The organism is Desulfatiglans parachlorophenolica (assembly GCF_055394735.1).
In genome coordinates this window covers 3188016-3204382 of sequence record NZ_AP042460.1, presented here as the reverse complement: position 1 = coordinate 3204382, position 16367 = coordinate 3188016, and the positions used below count along the sequence as shown (strand labels likewise).

The 16367-nt window shown below is 50.1% G+C and carries 13 protein-coding genes; 1 reads left to right on the top strand and 12 read right to left on the bottom strand.

Features of this window, described 5'->3' with window-relative positions:
- Position 1: 1 nt before the first annotated feature.
- The 10 genes from lipB to ACZ500_RS14940 form a co-directional block, all read right to left on the bottom strand.
- Entirely contained in the window at positions 2 to 655 is a 654-nt protein-coding gene (gene lipB / locus ACZ500_RS14985; protein WP_464228156.1) for a lipoyl(octanoyl) transferase LipB, read from the bottom strand.
- 34 nt (positions 656 to 689) lie between these two features.
- Entirely contained in the window at positions 690 to 2093 is a 1404-nt protein-coding gene (lpdA, locus tag ACZ500_RS14980) for a dihydrolipoyl dehydrogenase (RefSeq protein WP_464228155.1), read from the bottom strand.
- Positions 2094 to 3189: 1096 nt separating this feature from the next.
- Positions 3190 to 4305 carry a response regulator transcription factor gene (locus ACZ500_RS14975; protein ID WP_464228154.1) on the bottom strand — a complete coding sequence of 372 codons (1116 nt, stop codon included), beginning with the start codon at positions 4303 to 4305 and terminating at the stop codon, positions 3190 to 3192.
- 332 nt (positions 4306 to 4637) lie between these two features.
- Entirely contained in the window at positions 4638 to 5555 is a 918-nt protein-coding gene (locus tag ACZ500_RS14970) for a beta-keto acid cleavage family enzyme (RefSeq protein WP_464228153.1), read from the bottom strand.
- Between the two features lie 257 nt (positions 5556 to 5812).
- Positions 5813 to 7804, bottom strand: a complete 1992-nt coding sequence (locus tag ACZ500_RS14965) for an acetoacetate--CoA ligase (protein WP_464228152.1) — start codon at positions 7802 to 7804, stop codon at positions 5813 to 5815.
- A gap of 190 nt (positions 7805 to 7994) precedes the next feature.
- Positions 7995 to 9239: a dihydrolipoamide acetyltransferase family protein gene (locus ACZ500_RS14960; protein ID WP_464228151.1), complete on the bottom strand. Its 1245-nt coding sequence runs from the start codon at positions 9237 to 9239 to the stop codon at positions 7995 to 7997.
- A 91-nt stretch (positions 9240 to 9330) separates the two neighbouring features.
- Entirely contained in the window at positions 9331 to 10383 is a 1053-nt protein-coding gene (locus ACZ500_RS14955; protein WP_464228150.1) for an alpha-ketoacid dehydrogenase subunit beta, read from the bottom strand.
- 18 nt (positions 10384 to 10401) lie between these two features.
- Positions 10402 to 11385, bottom strand: a complete 984-nt coding sequence (locus ACZ500_RS14950; protein WP_464228149.1) for a thiamine pyrophosphate-dependent dehydrogenase E1 component subunit alpha — start codon at positions 11383 to 11385, stop codon at positions 10402 to 10404.
- Positions 11386 to 11540: 155 nt separating this feature from the next.
- Positions 11541 to 12308, bottom strand: a complete 768-nt coding sequence (locus tag ACZ500_RS14945) for a glucose 1-dehydrogenase (protein ID WP_464228148.1) — start codon at positions 12306 to 12308, stop codon at positions 11541 to 11543.
- 338 nt (positions 12309 to 12646) lie between these two features.
- Positions 12647 to 13624 carry a phosphotriesterase family protein gene (locus ACZ500_RS14940; protein WP_464228147.1) on the bottom strand — a complete coding sequence of 326 codons (978 nt, stop codon included), beginning with the start codon at positions 13622 to 13624 and terminating at the stop codon, positions 12647 to 12649.
- Between the two features lie 98 nt (positions 13625 to 13722).
- Between ACZ500_RS14940 and ACZ500_RS14935 the strand changes: the two genes are divergently transcribed.
- The gene (locus ACZ500_RS14935; protein WP_464228146.1) at positions 13723 to 13899 is read left to right on the top strand and encodes a hypothetical protein; all 177 of its coding nucleotides are present in this window, start codon (positions 13723 to 13725) and stop codon (positions 13897 to 13899) included.
- Between the two features lie 53 nt (positions 13900 to 13952).
- Here the strand turns inward: ACZ500_RS14935 and ACZ500_RS14930 are convergent, their stop codons facing one another.
- Complete coding sequence (locus tag ACZ500_RS14930; protein ID WP_464228145.1) at positions 13953 to 14156, bottom strand: hypothetical protein; 204 nt, start codon at positions 14154 to 14156, stop codon at positions 13953 to 13955.
- Between the two features lie 331 nt (positions 14157 to 14487).
- Positions 14488 to 16335 (bottom strand): SpoIIE family protein phosphatase, encoded by a 1848-nt coding sequence (locus tag ACZ500_RS14925; protein ID WP_464228144.1) that lies wholly within the window; start codon positions 16333 to 16335, stop codon positions 14488 to 14490.
- Between the last annotated feature and the right edge of the window lie 32 nt (positions 16336 to 16367).

The following is a 16367-nucleotide window of genomic DNA, read 5'->3' as shown; positions in this document are numbered from 1 at the left end:
CTCAATTAGTTGTTTTCAAATCAAAAGGAAAATCAAAAATATCAGAGAAATGCAAAACTAAACGCTCTTTGACCGCATCTGGCCGGAATGACTCTCCAAGGAGTTTGGACATGGAAGTTGCCTCTCTGTCTTTGAAGCCGCATGGGTTAATAAAGGAAAAATGTGCCATGTTAGGATTTACATTAATTGCGAACCCATGCATAGTGATCCATCTCCGGATAGCAAGCCCAATTGCGGCGAGTTCTTTCCCGTCAACCCACACGCCGGGATGGGTGATATCCCGCCCCGCCCTGATGGAAAAATCATTCGCCATCCGGATAATCACTTCTTCAATATCATGAACAAATCTACGGATATCTTTCTGCCTTTGCTTCAGATCCATAATGGGATAACCGACGATTTGGCCTGGCCCATGATAAGTCACATCGCCACCCCTATCTATGAAAAAAAGAGAAACACCTTTTTCCCGGAGTGTTTCTCTAGGGACAAGAACATTCTCGATTCTACCCGATTTACCGATGGTGATGGTTGGCGGATGCTCCAGAAGAAGGAGCGTATCAGGTATCTCCTCCATTAACCTCTGCCGGTGAAGCTTACGCTGCAACTCCCATGCTTTGGCATACTCGACTAATCCCAATTCCCATACAATACTCATTGGTTCTTCATCTCCCTGCCTCAGCCAGAGAAAACTATTTTCTTTGTCTGAATGAATGAATCGCTTCGCCGTTGACGTCCCTTGCGGCTTCCCACAGGGCCTCCGACAGAGAAGGGTGCGCATGAAGTGTTGCGCCAATGTCTTCCGGTGTTACATCGAGCCGTATGGCGAGGGCAGCCCCGGAGATGAGATCTGTAGCACCCGGACCAACGATATGAACTCCAAGGATCTGATGGTACTGCTCATCGACGACAAGCTTCACCATGCCTGTTTTCTTATGCAGAATAGTCGCCATACCGTTTGCAGCAAAAGGGAACTTCCCAATCTGTATCGCATATCCCTTCGCAACGGCCTCATCTTCGGTCATGCCTACGGAGGCTACTTCAGGGACCGTACTAATCCAGTAAGGTATTGCCGTATAGTTGACTTCCGTTTTTAAACCCATTGCATTTTCCGCCGCGGTGATTCCCTCGACGTAGGCAACAGGTGCCCACATATGCTCCATCGTAACATCGCCTGCAACAAATATGGCCGAGATGTTTGACTCCATTCTTTTGTTCACAGCGATACCACCCCTATCGTTGAGCTGAATTCCTGCTTGTTCTAGGCGGATTTCATCAATGTTTGGTTCTCTTGCCTCCGCCATGAGAACATACTCTGTAGAGACGGTAAACGGTTGCCCCTTTGCCTTAATATCAACATGCAAATCACCGCGAGCATCATCTATCTTGACTATATGGGCATCTGTAAAGGTCTTGATCCCGTTGCTGCTGAGTTCCCTTGCAAAAATAGTGACAATTTCACTATCGATATGTTGCAAAATGTGAGAAGTTGCTTCGATAAGATTTACTGCTACGCCCAGCTTTGATAATATTATAGCAAAAGTAACGCCAATAAACCCTCCCCCAACAACCATCATAGATTTTGGCAATTGAGTAAGACGGAGGGCTTGTGTCGTATTGATGACTTTTGTCAATCTGGTCTGAATAGGCAAGTTTTTACACCTTGATCCGGTAGCTATAATGACTTTGCGTGCGGTGAAAATCTTTTTTGTTTTATTTTTTAGGGATACCTCTAGTTGCATGGGCGAAATGAATTGGCCCAGTCCCTCTATTAGCTCTACTTTGTTTGCATTGAGAAGGGAATTCACACCAGCTGTAAGATTTTTGACCACAGTCTCCTTTCGTGTCTGCATCTTTGCAAAATCGACCGATATGTCACTGTAGGTAATTCCATAGTCATTTGCATTCTTGGCCATATCAAACAGCTCTGCCCCGCGGGCCAGCGACCTGGTAGGGATACATCCACTGTTCAGGCAGGTACCACCCAGGGTATCGTTTTCAACAAGGGTAGCTTTGCCGCCAAGTTGAGATACTCGGATTGCTGCCGCATAACCAGCCGGGCCGCCCCCAATGATTACCACATCTCTTTCTTCCATGGAACTATCCTCTCTCTGATTCCAGAATGAATGCCAAACAAGACTCGGTGTCTTCAGGTGTCTTTGCAACTTGCACAGAAACTGTACGACTCCAAAAGTATGGTTCGCCCTGTGATCGAAGGTAAGACTCAAGGGATAGAAAACGGTGGCAATTTGCTCATTTTGCACAACCGGCCGGTGTGTAATCTATGCGATCGGTTATATTGGTAATTGCAGTCGATTAATGATGGTTTTTTATAAGTGAGACAGGAATTATCTCCTCGACTAGTAAATAAGATAATTTCCATCGAAACATCATCAGTCATGATATTTGCATATTTAGCGATATGCGATTGCAATTAGACAGGTCATCATATCGATATAAAAATTGTATTAAAAGCATATTTTGCTATGGAAAGGGAACCAGTTCGTTGGTTAAGTTAAAACAAAATTGTTTATTATGTTTGTACTATATCTGTAACTAATAGCGGATAGACTTGCGATATATGTCTTGTTTAAACCTAAGTGCATTTACCACCATACATGCCGATAAATCAATATGGTAGATTTTAAGTAGTTTTATAATTTGTTGGCACGGTAAGTATTTTCGTAAGAGACTGACATCTCAAGGACGAGCAGCCAAACTTTTTTCTTTTGGGATTGATGAAATTATGGGAGGCATTTAAATAAATAACAATAGCGGGAAGTCGTCAATTTTCATAATATCGATTCGGGATTTAAGCTGATTTCCATCCGGGAAAGCTCTATTTCTTGCCAAGCTGGGCGTGTTTGCTTGTGCGGAGGCGACCTACAGGTCGCCTCCGCACAAGCGCTTGATTTCCTTGATATTGGCAAAACATCCGCATTTCCGGATTGGAAATGGGGCCGCGCGGGATGACCATTTGCGGATGGAGTAGATATTGGCCGAAGCGGGACTCGGCCCGAAGGGGTAAAGCTGAGAGGCCAAAGGGTGAGGAGAAAAGGCTCATTTACCAATTGGAGACTGGGTCGTGCTGGATAAAACATTTTGGGATAGACACAAGGTAAGATGTGAGGTTTAGATTCACGATTTCAAATAAGTGCTGAGCGGTTTTTAAGTGAAATAATATAAATGCTTCTATTTGTGTCCGGATAAGCATAGTATTTTGTGCGCCATGCTTGTACGGTTTTTTACTCCTAGCTTTTCATAAATTGACCTTAAGTGATTTTCAACCGTATACTCACTGATAAACAACTTTTTGGCTATCTGTCGGTTTTTGAACCCTTCGCGGACAAGACCGGCAACCTCGAATTCCCTGCGACTAAGCCCGGATTTCTGCAGCTGTTCAAACAAAGGCGTTGTTGATTCGCTTTCCCCGAGATAAATCAAACATAGATTTGTGTTTTGTGAACAATTTATGACGCGGAAACTTGACGGAACTGACTGCCCGGTGCCATTGCTTTTCAGCTCGAGTTTAACAACAGGCGCAGCACCTGATTGCGCTGCGGCGCTTTCGAGAAGATTCTGGCTCGTAACATACAGCTGGCTTGGAAGAGGCGGTTTTCCCTCGCTCGCGCCCTGTTCGTCTTCCTGTAAACAAGAAATCGCTTTCAAGGCTTCCTCATTCATGTATAGCGGCTCCAACGATTCATCCAAGACCATCACTCCCTTATAGGGGAGGTCTGGACATATGGAATTTATGATTTCGCTCGATTTCGTGAGCTTACGCATGAAGATCGCTTTCTGGAGGGCTCCTGCGAGGTGTGATTCCAATAGCTGAGCCTTTTTTAAATCTTTCGAAGAAAAATTTTTCTCGCCTTTAGCTCGGCAAAGGCCCAATGTGCCTAACAATTGTCCACCTGATCGCAGATATATAACCAGCTGATAATGGATAGACTGGGGTCTTAGAAAATCGTTATAGTATTCAGTTCTGCATAAATCACAATCAGATATGACATGTCTCTCAGTGGCCACTTGGGCCGAACTGGAGAGAATTTTAAGAAATGGATCCATTTGATTGTAATGTTGCCGGTATAGATCCAGATATTCTTGGTCAATCCCCTGGACGATGATATGGTCTAGATCTAGTCTTGGGGATGGGTAGGAACGAATCAAAAAAAAGTTGGCACGTTCTACGGCAAATGAGCGGGCTGCGAGCTTGACCACTGTCTTACGAAGCTCATCGACTTGATCACAGCCTATAGCAGTTCTGCCAATCTCTATGATGTCTAACAGTTCTCCGGAATTCAACATTGTCTGACACCTGAATCCTCGAGGGCTGTTAAGTCACGCCTCTTGACTGATTTGCGGAAATTATTTTGGATTGGTCTATGATAAGCCGCTTCACATTTGGCTCTTCAACGAAAGGCTTTCTTAGTCAAAACGCTAGCATATTTAATGCATAAAGGCAAGCGATTATATTGATGCCGAGGTTAATGGTAGATATAAGCCGCACACGGAATTACATAATATAAATTCTAAATCATAGATCATAGAAAATGAATTGAAAAAAAGCATGAAACGGATGTTAAGTTGCTGTTGAAATATATTGTCAGGGAATTTTCTTGGGAAGTTCTGCGTCAATATTACGAATATTCATTGAGGTTAAGTATTCGACGAGCTTCGTTAGGACTCGCTACCTCCCTCCCTAGCTCGCGGGCCAATCGCACTACCTTTTCTACCAGTGCCGCATTAGATTTTGCCGCAACGCCCGGATAGAGATAAATGTTGTCCTCAAAGCCCACTCTGACGTGCCCTCCCATAATGAGGCCCATAGTCACCATGGGAAACTCGGATAAGCCCACAGCGCATACGGACCATGGGTATTGACTGGGGATTTGACGGACCATGTGGAGCAGATTATCGGGAGTTGCGGGAATGCAACCCATAACGCCCATGACGCACTGAAAGTACAGCGGCCCATCAATATATCCTAGGTTTTTGAGGGTAATAGCATTGTTGGTCATTCCTACGTCATAACACTCAAATTCGGGTTTTACGCCGTATTGCTGCATAACGCTGGCAACATAGGCCATGTCATTGAATGTATGAACCATCACGAATTTCAGAAGCCAGTCTTTCCGGGTATTACTGTAAAGATCGATGACCGGTGACCCAGGATTGAGTGATGCCATATCAGGTCTCGTGTCATTGCACCTGCACAGATCCGGTATAACCGAAATCCTGCCTTTTACGCTTTCTTTTGGATTCTCGTTGTATAGATGGTCACCATCGCACCGTTTTCCTGATCCGCCGGTAGTAACATTGATCACTATCCCGGGGCACTTTTCCTTGATTGGCGCAATAGCGTCGGCAAGATACCTTGCATCGTGTTCCGGCATGCCTGTTTTGGGATTTCTGCCATGTATGTGAATGACGGATGCTCCTGCGTCGAACGCCTCCACGGCAGATACAATCTGCTCTTTCGGTGTTTTTGGGAGGTTGGGATTTCCTTCAGGGGATGCACCTCCACTTATAGCACATGTGATAATAACCTTTTCCATGGGCGTGCCTCTCGAATGGTGTAAATCTGACGATCATCAAGCCATCCTTTCCCGCTTCCTATAGGTTACGCCATTACCTCACCGCCATCCGTCTTCTTATATAAGCAGACGTGTTGACATTTGTAGCCTGTACAGCGGCGAAGGGACAGGCAGGGCAATAACCCTTGCGTTCTTCCAGGATAGGATGATGTAGATTAGGGATGATTGTGAGAAAGCCACATAATTATGCCGGTGCGTAAAGGGGCGATGGCTGTTTGTTATTTGCCTGTGTAAGTAGGCGTGGGGTTTATCCTCTGCTCATCTCCCAGATGTGGCATTATCTGTTCAAAGTAGGCCAGGGACTGGGGGTTGATCAGCGCATCCCGGTTGGTAACCTGCCCGCCGTTGAGGATGTTGGTGATGGCGCTTTCCACCTTCTTCATGTTAAAGGTGTAAGGGATATCGGGTACCTCCACGATCATGGCCGGCACGTGCCGGGGGGACGCCTTGTCCCTCAAGGCTTTCTTGATCCGTTTCTTCAGGTCGTCATTGAGACTCACACCCGGTGCGAGCTTGACAAATAGAAGGAGCCGCTGATCGCTATCCCAGTTTTGGCCAATCGCCAAACTATCCGCCACCTCAGGAAAGCGGTCCACCACGTTGTAGATCTCGGCGGTCCCAATCCGCACTCCCGAGGGTTTGAGGATGGCGTCCGACCGGCCCAAAAAGGTGACGCCCTTCGTGTCACTGTAGAACTCCACGTAGTCACCGTGACGCCACACATTGGGGTAGGTAAAGAAGTAGGCCCTCCTATAGCGGGACATCCCCGGATCGTTCCAGAAATAGAGCGGCATCGAAGGAGCGGGCGCTTCACAGACCAACTCCCCTTGTGTATCGAAGACGGGGCTTCCCTTCTCGTTGTAGGCCTTGACCTTCATGCCCAGGGCTGGTGCCTGCAGTTCTCCCGCATAGACGGGCATGATGGGGCAACCCATGACGAAGCAGCCGTTGATGTCGGTGCCCCCGGAGAGGGAGTTGAAGTGGAGATCACCCTTAATCGAACGGTACACATACTCGAAGCCGTCCGCGGAGAGGGGGGAGCCAGTCTGCCCCATGGACTTGAGGGAAGAGAGATCGAAGTGGTTTTTGGGGACGTAGTTCTGACTCTTCAGCATGTTCAGGTAGGTAGCACTTGTGCCGAAGAAGGTAATCTTCTCCTCTTCCACCATTCTCCACATGGCACCCCAGTCGGGGTATCCGGGATTGCCGTCGAAGAGGACAACGGTGGCACCCACAGAGAGGGACGCCATGAGCCAGTTCCACATCATCCAGGAGGGAGCTGTCATGTAGATGATGGTATCTTCACGGGTGAGATCTGCGTGGAGGATAAGTTCCTTCATCTGGTTGATCAGAATCCCCCCCACACTCTGCACCATGCACTTCGGTTTGCCCGTCGTTCCCGAAGAGAACATGATGTAGACAGGGTGATCGAAGGGGACCTGCTCGAAGACCAGTTCCGCCTCCTCTCTCAGAAACTCCCCGTAGGGGACCGCCTTCGGTATACTCGTGATGTCGGGTGTGTCACTCACGGAAGGAACGATAACTACCTTCTCGAGGGATGGGACTGCCTCTGCCACGGCCTGCACGTCAGGGAGGATGTTAAAGGGCTTGTTCTTGTAAAGGTAGCCGTCCACGGCGAAGAGGACCTTAGGTTCGATCTGACTGAACCGGTCGATGACTACCTGGGTGCCCAGTTCCGTACCACAGGAGGCGAAGGTGGCGCCGATGGACGTGGTGGCGAGCATCGCGATGGCCGTCTCCGTCATGTTGGGCATATAGGCCACAACCCGATCCTTCCTGGTGACCCCCAGACGTTTCAGGGAATTGGCGAGGCGCCCTACAATCCGAAATAATTCTTTATAGGTTATCCGAACCGGGGGTTTTGCCTCACGCCTGAACACGAGAGCGTCCCGGTCATCGCGGTACCGCAGGAGGTTCTCAGCAAAGTTAAGCTGTGCTCCGGGGAACCATTTCGTACCGGGGAAGTGTTTCAGATTTTCCACCGTTTGGTCAGGGGCGCTTGACGCTTTTATGTCGACAAAGTTCCATAGGGTTGCCCAGAAATCCGGGATAGCCGAGACGGACCATTTGTAGAGATCGAAGTAGGTGGAGAAGGCTTTTCCGAACCTCCGATTGACCTCCTTCATGAACCGGGTAATGTTGGCCTTTTCTATTCTCGCTGCAGGTGGCGTCCAGAGCGGGTGCTTCATAGCTGTTGGTCCTCGTTATGGCTGTTGGTGCAGGTGAATGGCATTTTACCCCCGTCCGAGTCAGGAGAGGGTGGGCCCCCGCTCCCGTGAACGTAGCTCGGATGTGTGTGGTAAAGGGGATGGCCCTTAACCCATCCTTTGCTGCCTCCTATGCGTTACACCATTACCTGATTGCTGCCCATCATGTTTTCTAAACAAGAAGAAGTGCCGGCGTCTGGGATAATGCCTGTATCTTACTGATAAATTTTTCTGCACCGAATCCATTGATCGCCCTGTGGTCGAAAGTAAGACTATACGGCATCATCGGGACTATCATAATCTGATTGTTTCTAACCACCGGCTTATCGGTAATGGGCCCTGTCCCAAGTATCGCTGATTCCTGTTGATTCAGTATAGGTGTCTGAAAAACGCTTATCCCGCCCTTGCCAAGAGTCGTTAACGTAAATGTACCACCGGTTACATCATCGGGAGAAAGATCTCCAGTTTGTGCTTTATTGACGAGTGTTCTTATGCATTGCGATAACTCGCCAAGCCTTTTTTTGTCAGCATCTCTTACTACCGGCACAATCAACCCTTCACTACCCACAGCTACGGCTACACCGATGTTAATGTCTTCCCATATCTTGATCTCATTGCCAATCACACTGCAATTGACATCTCTATGATCAATGAGTGCACGCGATATCAGCATCACAAGCAGATCAATGTAGGTGACTCGCAGATCATCATTATTTTCACTTGATTGAAAGGATCGCTTCAACTTCACGATCTCCGTCATATCCATTTCGCCCATGATTGTCATTTGGGCTGAGGTTGAGAGGCTCCGATACATGTTATCTGAAATTCGCTTGCGCATTCCGGTGAGAGGGATAGCGGATCTTTCCTTCTTGCTATGGTAATCCGCATCAGCCGGCAACTTGCCTGCTTTCAGATCGTGTTTTTTCTCAATCGCCTTTTCGATATCCTCTTTGGTAATTCTTCCGCCTGGTCCGGTTCCAACCACCTGCCCCACATCGATCATGTGCTCTTCAGCCATCTTCCGGGCAACAGGGGATATCGGCGCACGTTCACGCGGAAAGACGGGTTGCGGATGCGCCTTTTCCGCCGTTGCGGTTTCTTTCTGATGGCCTTCTTCCGCGTCACCGCTGTCAATAAATATCTCATTCTCAGGGTCTTTTTGAATTTGCTGCAGTTCTTCGATGCTCTCGGCGAGGAGGCCTACTACTCTGCCTGGAGGTACTTCGGTTCCTTCTCCTACCAAAATATGAAGATAACCGGTCAAATCGGCCTTAACCTGCCAGGATGTCTTCTCGGTCTCGATAACCAGCACAACACTGTCTTTTTCAACGTGTTCCCCTTCTTCAGCTTTCCATTCAACTATCGTGGCTCTCGCCATGGCTATAGAAAGCTTGGGTATTGCTATATAACCTGCCACTCTACACCTCCAAGATACCGAAAGTAGGTTCTCAAATGCTTTAGAACATAACCCATGTTCAAGAACGTCATGTATTGTGTCATGGAAGGAATTACACCTTCTTCGATACCCCCACCGTGCCTGTGAGTGTCCTGAAGTCCAAGGCAGTTTCAGCCTGCATCGGTTCCCCAAGGTCCTTCCCAGTCGCTTCCCGGATAGCGTTAACGATATCGTTAGGCTGCGGCATTACGAAGCTTTCGAGGAATTTACTGGCGGGGATGGGGTAATTTGCTGCGGCAATTCTCTGGATTGGTGCATCGAGACTATCGAAGGCCTGTTCTATAATCTGCATCGCGATCTCACCGGTGACGCCGCACCGTTTGGTATCCTCATCCACGATTATCACCCGCCCGGTCTTTTTTACGGAGGCAACGATAGTGTCGATATCGAGAGGTTCGAGCGTTCTCGGATCGATGACTTCGACGCTGACCCCCCTCGCCTGCACGTGCTCTGCTGCCTTCAACGCCATCGAGACCATATAGCCGGTGGCAATCACAGTAACGTCTGTGCCTTCTCTCTTGATATCCGCCTTGCCGAAAGGAATCGTATACTCCTTTTCGGGTATGTTTCCTTTGGTCCCTAGCAACTGCTTGTGATACAGGAAAACAACCGGGTTGTTGTCCCTGATAGCTGTTTTCAGAAGTCCCTTAGCATCATAAGGGGTGGACGGGATGACGAGCTTCAGGCCTGGAGTATGCATAATAAGTGACTCATTGCACTGTGAATGTTCAGCATCACTTCCGATATATCCACCCGTTGACGCCATGTATACAATTGGAAGTTTTGTCTTCCCGGCGTGGCAAAAACGCCATTTCGCAGCTTTATTGCATATCTCATCGGCACTGATAAGAAAGAAATCGCTGAACATCAAATCGGCAATAGGGCGATAGCCAGCTATTGCCGCTCCAACTGGAGCGCCTGCAATAGCACACTCGCTTATCGGAGTATCGAGGACTCTTTCCGGTCCGAATTTATCTACCAATCCCTTCGATGTTCCAAAGAGTGAACCCCTCATACATTCGCCCATAAGGAATACCGTTTCATCCCTGTCCATCTCTTCCGTTAATGCCTCGTTTATGGCTTGCCAAAATGCAACATTTCTCATGCTTGCGCCCCTTTCTCTTTATTCGGCATAAAGAGCACGTTGCAGTATCTCCGGGTCTGGTGGAAGGCTTTCGCTTGCAAACATTTCTGCCTCATCCATTTCATTTTTCGTATCGCTCTCAATTCGTTCGATATCGGCCGCAGTCAATATCCCTTCCTTAAGAAGCCTCTTCTGAAACAACTTGATCGGATCCCTTTTCTTCCAGACATCAATTTCTTCCTTTGGCCGTGGTGTTGCTCCTCTAAGATCGGCCATCCCAAAGACGTGGGGCTCGATACGATAGGTCTTGCACTCAATCAGGCTCGGGCCTTCCCCTGCCCTTGCCCTTTCAAAGGCGGAGGCATATGCCTCGGCTACCGCCACAACATCCTGTCCGTCTACTACAATGCTGGGCATACCGTAACCAAATGCGAGGTCTGCGAGATTTTCCTTCGGGTAAAGCTCGCTGACGTGCGAATAGATCATGTACTGATTATTCTCAATCCCCCAGACAATAGGGAGTTTCCAGTTCGCAGCCATCAAGGCACTCTCGTGAAAGGTGCCCCGGCTATAAGTCCCATCGCCTTCAATGCAAACCACGATCTGACCTTTCCCTCTCTTCTTGGCGCCGATTCCCAATCCTGCAGCTACAACGAAGTTCCCTCCAAGCGTTCCACTCAGACCGACGATCCCCAGATGGGCCTCAAATTCGCGGAAAAATGCCATCCCTTGGCAGCTGCCCATCGCCCTGCCATAGTGCTCGGCGATGAAAGCCTTCGGTGGCAGACCTTTTGGTATGAGAGTGGTAATCCCGTGGCCTCTGTGACCGTATAGGATATAATCGTCATTTCGAAGAAAACTGGATGCTCCTACACCCATCGCTTCCTGTCCAACCTGGCTCGTCCAGTGACCACCGACTTTTCCTGCAAGCAGTCCTCCGACCATGACTTCATCAAGTGTCCGAGTACGCACAAGATTAATGTACAGCTTTATCATTTCATCTTTGCTAAACCTACATTCCATTGCCGTTTTGCCTCCCTGGCTACTTACCCTTTGAAAAATTGGACTATCGCCTGCTATTTTTAAACTCATCAAGTTCTTGATGATCACCGGGTTTCGACAAATTCATGAGCATTTTTTCTAGGGGCGAAGCGCTGACAATTTGGATAGGTACATACCTATTGTCTCAAGAAACCTGCCGTCTTACCACCATCCACAGGTACGATCGCGCCATTGACGAAAGATGCCGCGTCGGAACAGAGGAATAAGGCTGTTGCCGCAACTTCTTCTGGGGTTCCCGCTCTATGCATGGGCACGTTCTTTGTGATATGCTCCTTTATCCTTGGATCGTTTAGAAGCGGCTCGAGCATCGGGGTGCGGATCGGGCCTGGGGACACTGCGTTTACTCGTATGCCTTTTTCCCCACTCTCGAGCGCTGCTACCTTTGTCAACTGAATGAGTCCAGCTTTTGCGCCGCTATAGGGCGAATGCCCCTGCTGTGCCACGACGCCAGCGGCCGAGGCTGTGTTCACAATCGCGCCACCGCCCTGTTTTTCCATCTGCAAAATCTCATATTTCATACATAGCCAACCGCCCTTAAGGTTAACCCGGACGGCAAGATCAAAGGCTTCCTCTGTACAATCAGTCGTTGATGTGAGGACGCCTGCGCCTGCGTTGTTGAAGGCGCAGTCAAGGCGTCCATAGGTTTCAACCGTTCTCTTTACCATCGCTTCGACATCGTGGCGGCTGGAAACGTCACACCGCGCAAAAATCGCCTGTCCGCCCCCTTCTTCGATGAGCTTTACCGTTTCCATGCCCCCTACTTCCGCTATATCCACCACAACGACCCTTGCTCCCTCTCGGGCGAACGCGAGAGCTGCCGCTCTTCCGATACCTGAACCGGCACCGGTCACTAAGGCAACTTTGTTTTCAAACTGTCTTGTCATGGAAAATCCTCCTGTAGGATTGTATAGGCCCATCCCTATACTTCTTTCGTAAATTGAATTTGGACTTATTAATAGAAACTACCGCCACGCAAAGCTTATTGAGAACATATATCTGTTCTAGGCGCTCTTCAAAGATAGTATCCATCCGGAAATGATTTCCCTATAGAACCCAGTTTCCAATCCGGAAATGAGGATTTTTTGCCAATATGAAGGAAATCAAACGTTTACGCGGAAGCGACCTGTGGGTCGCCGCACAAGCAAACGTGCAGATTGGCGCCGAGATTTGCAAAAAAGACCATTCCCGGATGGAAACTAGATAGCTACCAGCCGACATATTGCTATTCACCTTCAAACAGTTTCCTGGGATTATCGACTGTCATTTCTTCAATCTGGCGATGACTCACGCCCCTTGTCTTCAAGGCCGGCAGGATGTTTTTGAATACATGCGTGGGATACCAATTTGGGAGATGGGCCAGTAGTTGTGGAACCTGCCTTCCCAGTAAATTGATTGTGTAGTCATGGGAAACTACGAGCTTCTGCACGTAACCACGTTGGATGAGCTTCAGGATACAAGAAATATTCTCTGAATCCGGTTTCTCCGGCGGCATGTCAGCTCCAAACCTGTCGAAACCGATATAAACACCCATGCCAAGAACAGCGATATGGTAATCGATATCGGAGACACCACCCATGTGACCTATTACTATTTGCGATGGATTTGCGCCTTGAGAGATAAGAAGATCGGCTTGTGCCAGAGCCAGTTTTCCACCGTGCGTATGCGTAATGATGGGAACACTGGTCTCCTTTGAGACCCTTGCTGCTGCTTTCAAGACCATTTCTTCATAAGAAGATATAGTGCCATCGCCTGTAGCTACCTTAATGAAACCAGCCTTGATGGAAGTATTCTCGATCCCTTCTGTGATCTCTTTTAAAAACAACTCCTGGATCTCCTCCACGGCATTGGCAAAGGGCAGTGCGTTGCGGAATTTGAAATAGGCTGAACCCCCTTGCGCTTCGTTGTAGAGCCCGGTTGCACAAATGATGTTTATTTTGGATGCGCCGGAAACCTGTTTCAGGAATCTGACATCCCTTCCCGAATCATTCGGCGTAGCGTCAAGGTATGTTCTTACGCCGGATTCCCTTACGGCAGTGAGTGTCTCCACGGCCCTATCAAAGGAAGCCTTTTTATCAAACGGGGCCACGGTGCGATCAGCGTACCAACCTGCAAAACCAAAATTGACATGCTCATGGATGAGCGTTGGTCCCATGGCGTCCGTGGGCATTCTGCCGAGGACGGTATTCACGTAGTTGGCCATCTCTAACTCCTCCATTATTCATCGCTTCGCTTTGTTCGTTACCCGCCTGCAGAGAGATAGAAAACCTTTAAACATTGCTTTCTGATCAGGGGGGGCGATTGCATCATCATGCCGAGCGGATGCTTCGGTTCGCCGTCCTGTTCCGGAGGTGCTGCGAAGACAGGGTCAGAGAGAAGGGCAACCGCCGGGTGGTGCGCATTCTCTTCCTCTGGCAGACTTGCCGGCTGCGGTGGAAACCGACTTGCCCCGTGTTGATCGATGCTCCGCGCGCATAACTTCCAGGGCTAGGAACCGGACCTGCCGTGGATCGCTCAGCTTGCCGTTTGATCTAGAGCCTCTGATCGGTTAGCATTCTGCTGGGTGTACTTGTTGATTGAATCGATAAGATTTGACCTTTGTGTAGTCTTGTTTCCATCCGGAAATGGTCTTTTTTGCCAATCTCGGCGTCAATCTGCATGTTTGCTTGTGCGGCGACCCACAGGTTACCTCCCCGCAAACGCTTGATTTCCTTGATATTGGCGAAAAACCTCATTTCCGGATTGGAAACTGGGTTGTACCGGGAAATCATTTCCGAATGGAGACTAGTCTTAGAGAAAACCGTAGGAATGTCTATGACGGGAATCTGTCATTTTGTATCCAACCACAGGCGGTGCATCCTTCTCTTAGGTCAAGGACTGAGCTTTGGTGGGGTGTTTTTCAGAAGAGAACAACGACTTGGCAGGAAGCTTGTACGATGTCCGCGGCCGTGAGATCAGAGAGAAAGACCTCGCATGTGTCCGGCCAACCATCTCGTATGGTTGTGAACGCGTCCGGACTCGATCCGCTGTGTTCTGGTGTCCGAATGGTGGGCGATAACCAGTTCATTACCCCTTGTCGATGGTCAGCGCCAGCATGGTCACATCATCCGATGCAGGCGCATCCTGGACGAACCGCCCGACCGCTTCCCGCATGCCTTTGACCAGCAATCGCACGTCGAGCCCCTTCAATCCGTTGACCGCCTCGATCATCCGGGCATCGGAGAAGAGTTCTCCCTTCTCGTTCATGGCCTCCGTGACGCCGTCGGTATAGAGGAACAGCAGATCGCCTGGCTCGAGGATCGTTCTCGAGGACCGGAACGTATAATCCTCCATGCCGCCGAGCACCAGGTTGACCGGCGCATCCAGGGTGGAAAAGTCTCCGCTCTGGCGGGAGACGACCGGCGGGTTGTGACCGGCGCTGACAAACTCCACCTCCCCGGTCCGGATGTCCAGCAGGCCGGTGAAGACCGTCACGAACATGTTCTCCACGTTTTCGGAGCAGAGCATGCTGTTGGTCTGGTGGAACACCTGTTCGAGGGAACCGCCTTGGACCATCTGGTTTCTGAGGATGGTCATGGTGATGACCATGAAGAGGGCCGCCGGGACTCCCTTGCCGGAAACATCCCCGATACTGAAGTACAGCCGCTGATCGTCCAGCAGAAAGAAGTCGTAGAAGTCGCCGCCGACCTCCCTGGCCGGCTCCATGACGGCGTACAGATCGAGCCGTTCGACATCCGGGAAAGGAGGGAAGACGCGCGGCAGCATGCTGGTCTGGATCTTGTTGGCCACCCGAAGCTCCCCTTCCACGCGCTCCTTGTCCGCCGTGACCTGCTGCAGGTTCCGGATATACTCCTTCAGGTCGCCGGTCATTTGATTGAAGGCGCCGGACAGGGCCTCGATTTCGTCTCCGGTGTGGATATCGAGGACATGGTCGAGGTTCCCCGAGGCCACGACCTCGACGCCTTTCTTCAGATCGAGCACGGGTTTTGCGATCCGGCCGGAGATGAAAACGACCATCAGCAGAACGGCCAGAAGAATTCCCACCATCAGCAGGATGATGTTCCGCATGAGGCGGTAGGCCTTGCCCATCAGCTCCGTCTCGTAGAGAGAGACCCCGATCGCCCAGCCCGGGGTGTTGGGGATCGGGTTGAAGATCGTCACCACCTGCGACCCGTCGGGCCGCTCGAAGGCGCGCAGACCTGACCGGCCCTCCGTCACCATCCGTCCGATCTCTTCCACCCCTTTGAACCCGCGTTCCGAGGCTCGGAGCAGATTCAAGTGCATGCGCATCTTCGGGTCCGGGTGTGCAATGACGAGCGCATTGTGGTCCGCCACCCATCCGAAGCCGTTCCCGCCGATGGTGATCGAGCCCGCGATATCCGAAAGCGTGTTGAGGAGGACCGTCGCGCCGATCAGGCCGATCGGCTTCCCGTCATCATTTTTCACGGCGGCGGCCACCACGAAGACGTACTCGCCCGAAGCGCGCGAGATGACCGGCTCGCTGATGAACTCGCGCCGGCCCTCCTCCATGATGGCCTTCACGTAACGCCGGTCCGACACGTCCCCCATGGCGCCCGTCGTGGTGATGAAACGCCCCTGGGCGTCGGCGAAAAAAAGCATTTCATAGTCGGGGTTGATGCCCTTGGCCCTCCTCTGCAGATCCATGCCGATCTCTACGAAATCTCCCCTCCGGATCAGGTTGCGGCTCGAGAACGTCTTGACATCGCTCAGGTAACCCTGCATCAGCCGGCCCAACTCGGCCGATCGGGCCGCGAGCACCTCCTGGCTCAGTTCCCGCGTCAGAGCAATCACGGTGTCTTTGGTTTGCCAATAGGTGGTGGCCGCGAGCAGCGACAGCAGCACGGTCAACGTCAGGCCGAACCACAGCAGCATCTTCGCTTTGATGGATTGCATCAATCGAACTCCATTGGAAAACCAGTAAGTCA

Coding starts and splice junctions, on each gene's coding strand:
- lipB (WP_464228156.1), bottom strand. CDS start 655: ATGAGTATTGTATGGGAATTGGGATTAGTCGAGTATGCCAAAGCATGG.
- lpdA (WP_464228155.1), bottom strand. CDS start 2,093: ATGGAAGAAAGAGATGTGGTAATCATTGGGGGCGGCCCGGCTGGTTAT.
- ACZ500_RS14975 (WP_464228154.1), bottom strand. CDS start 4,305: ATGTTGAATTCCGGAGAACTGTTAGACATCATAGAGATTGGCAGAACT.
- ACZ500_RS14970 (WP_464228153.1), bottom strand. CDS start 5,555: ATGGAAAAGGTTATTATCACATGTGCTATAAGTGGAGGTGCATCCCCT.
- ACZ500_RS14965 (WP_464228152.1), bottom strand. CDS start 7,804: ATGAAGCACCCGCTCTGGACGCCACCTGCAGCGAGAATAGAAAAGGCC.
- ACZ500_RS14955 (WP_464228150.1), bottom strand. CDS start 10,383: ATGAGAAATGTTGCATTTTGGCAAGCCATAAACGAGGCATTAACGGAA.
- ACZ500_RS14950 (WP_464228149.1), bottom strand. CDS start 11,385: ATGGAATGTAGGTTTAGCAAAGATGAAATGATAAAGCTGTACATTAAT.
- ACZ500_RS14945 (WP_464228148.1), bottom strand. CDS start 12,308: ATGACAAGACAGTTTGAAAACAAAGTTGCCTTAGTGACCGGTGCCGGT.
- ACZ500_RS14940 (WP_464228147.1), bottom strand. CDS start 13,624: ATGGCCAACTACGTGAATACCGTCCTCGGCAGAATGCCCACGGACGCC.
- ACZ500_RS14930 (WP_464228145.1), bottom strand. CDS start 14,156: ATGAGGTTTTTCGCCAATATCAAGGAAATCAAGCGTTTGCGGGGAGGT.
- ACZ500_RS14925 (WP_464228144.1), bottom strand. CDS start 16,335: ATGCAATCCATCAAAGCGAAGATGCTGCTGTGGTTCGGCCTGACGTTG.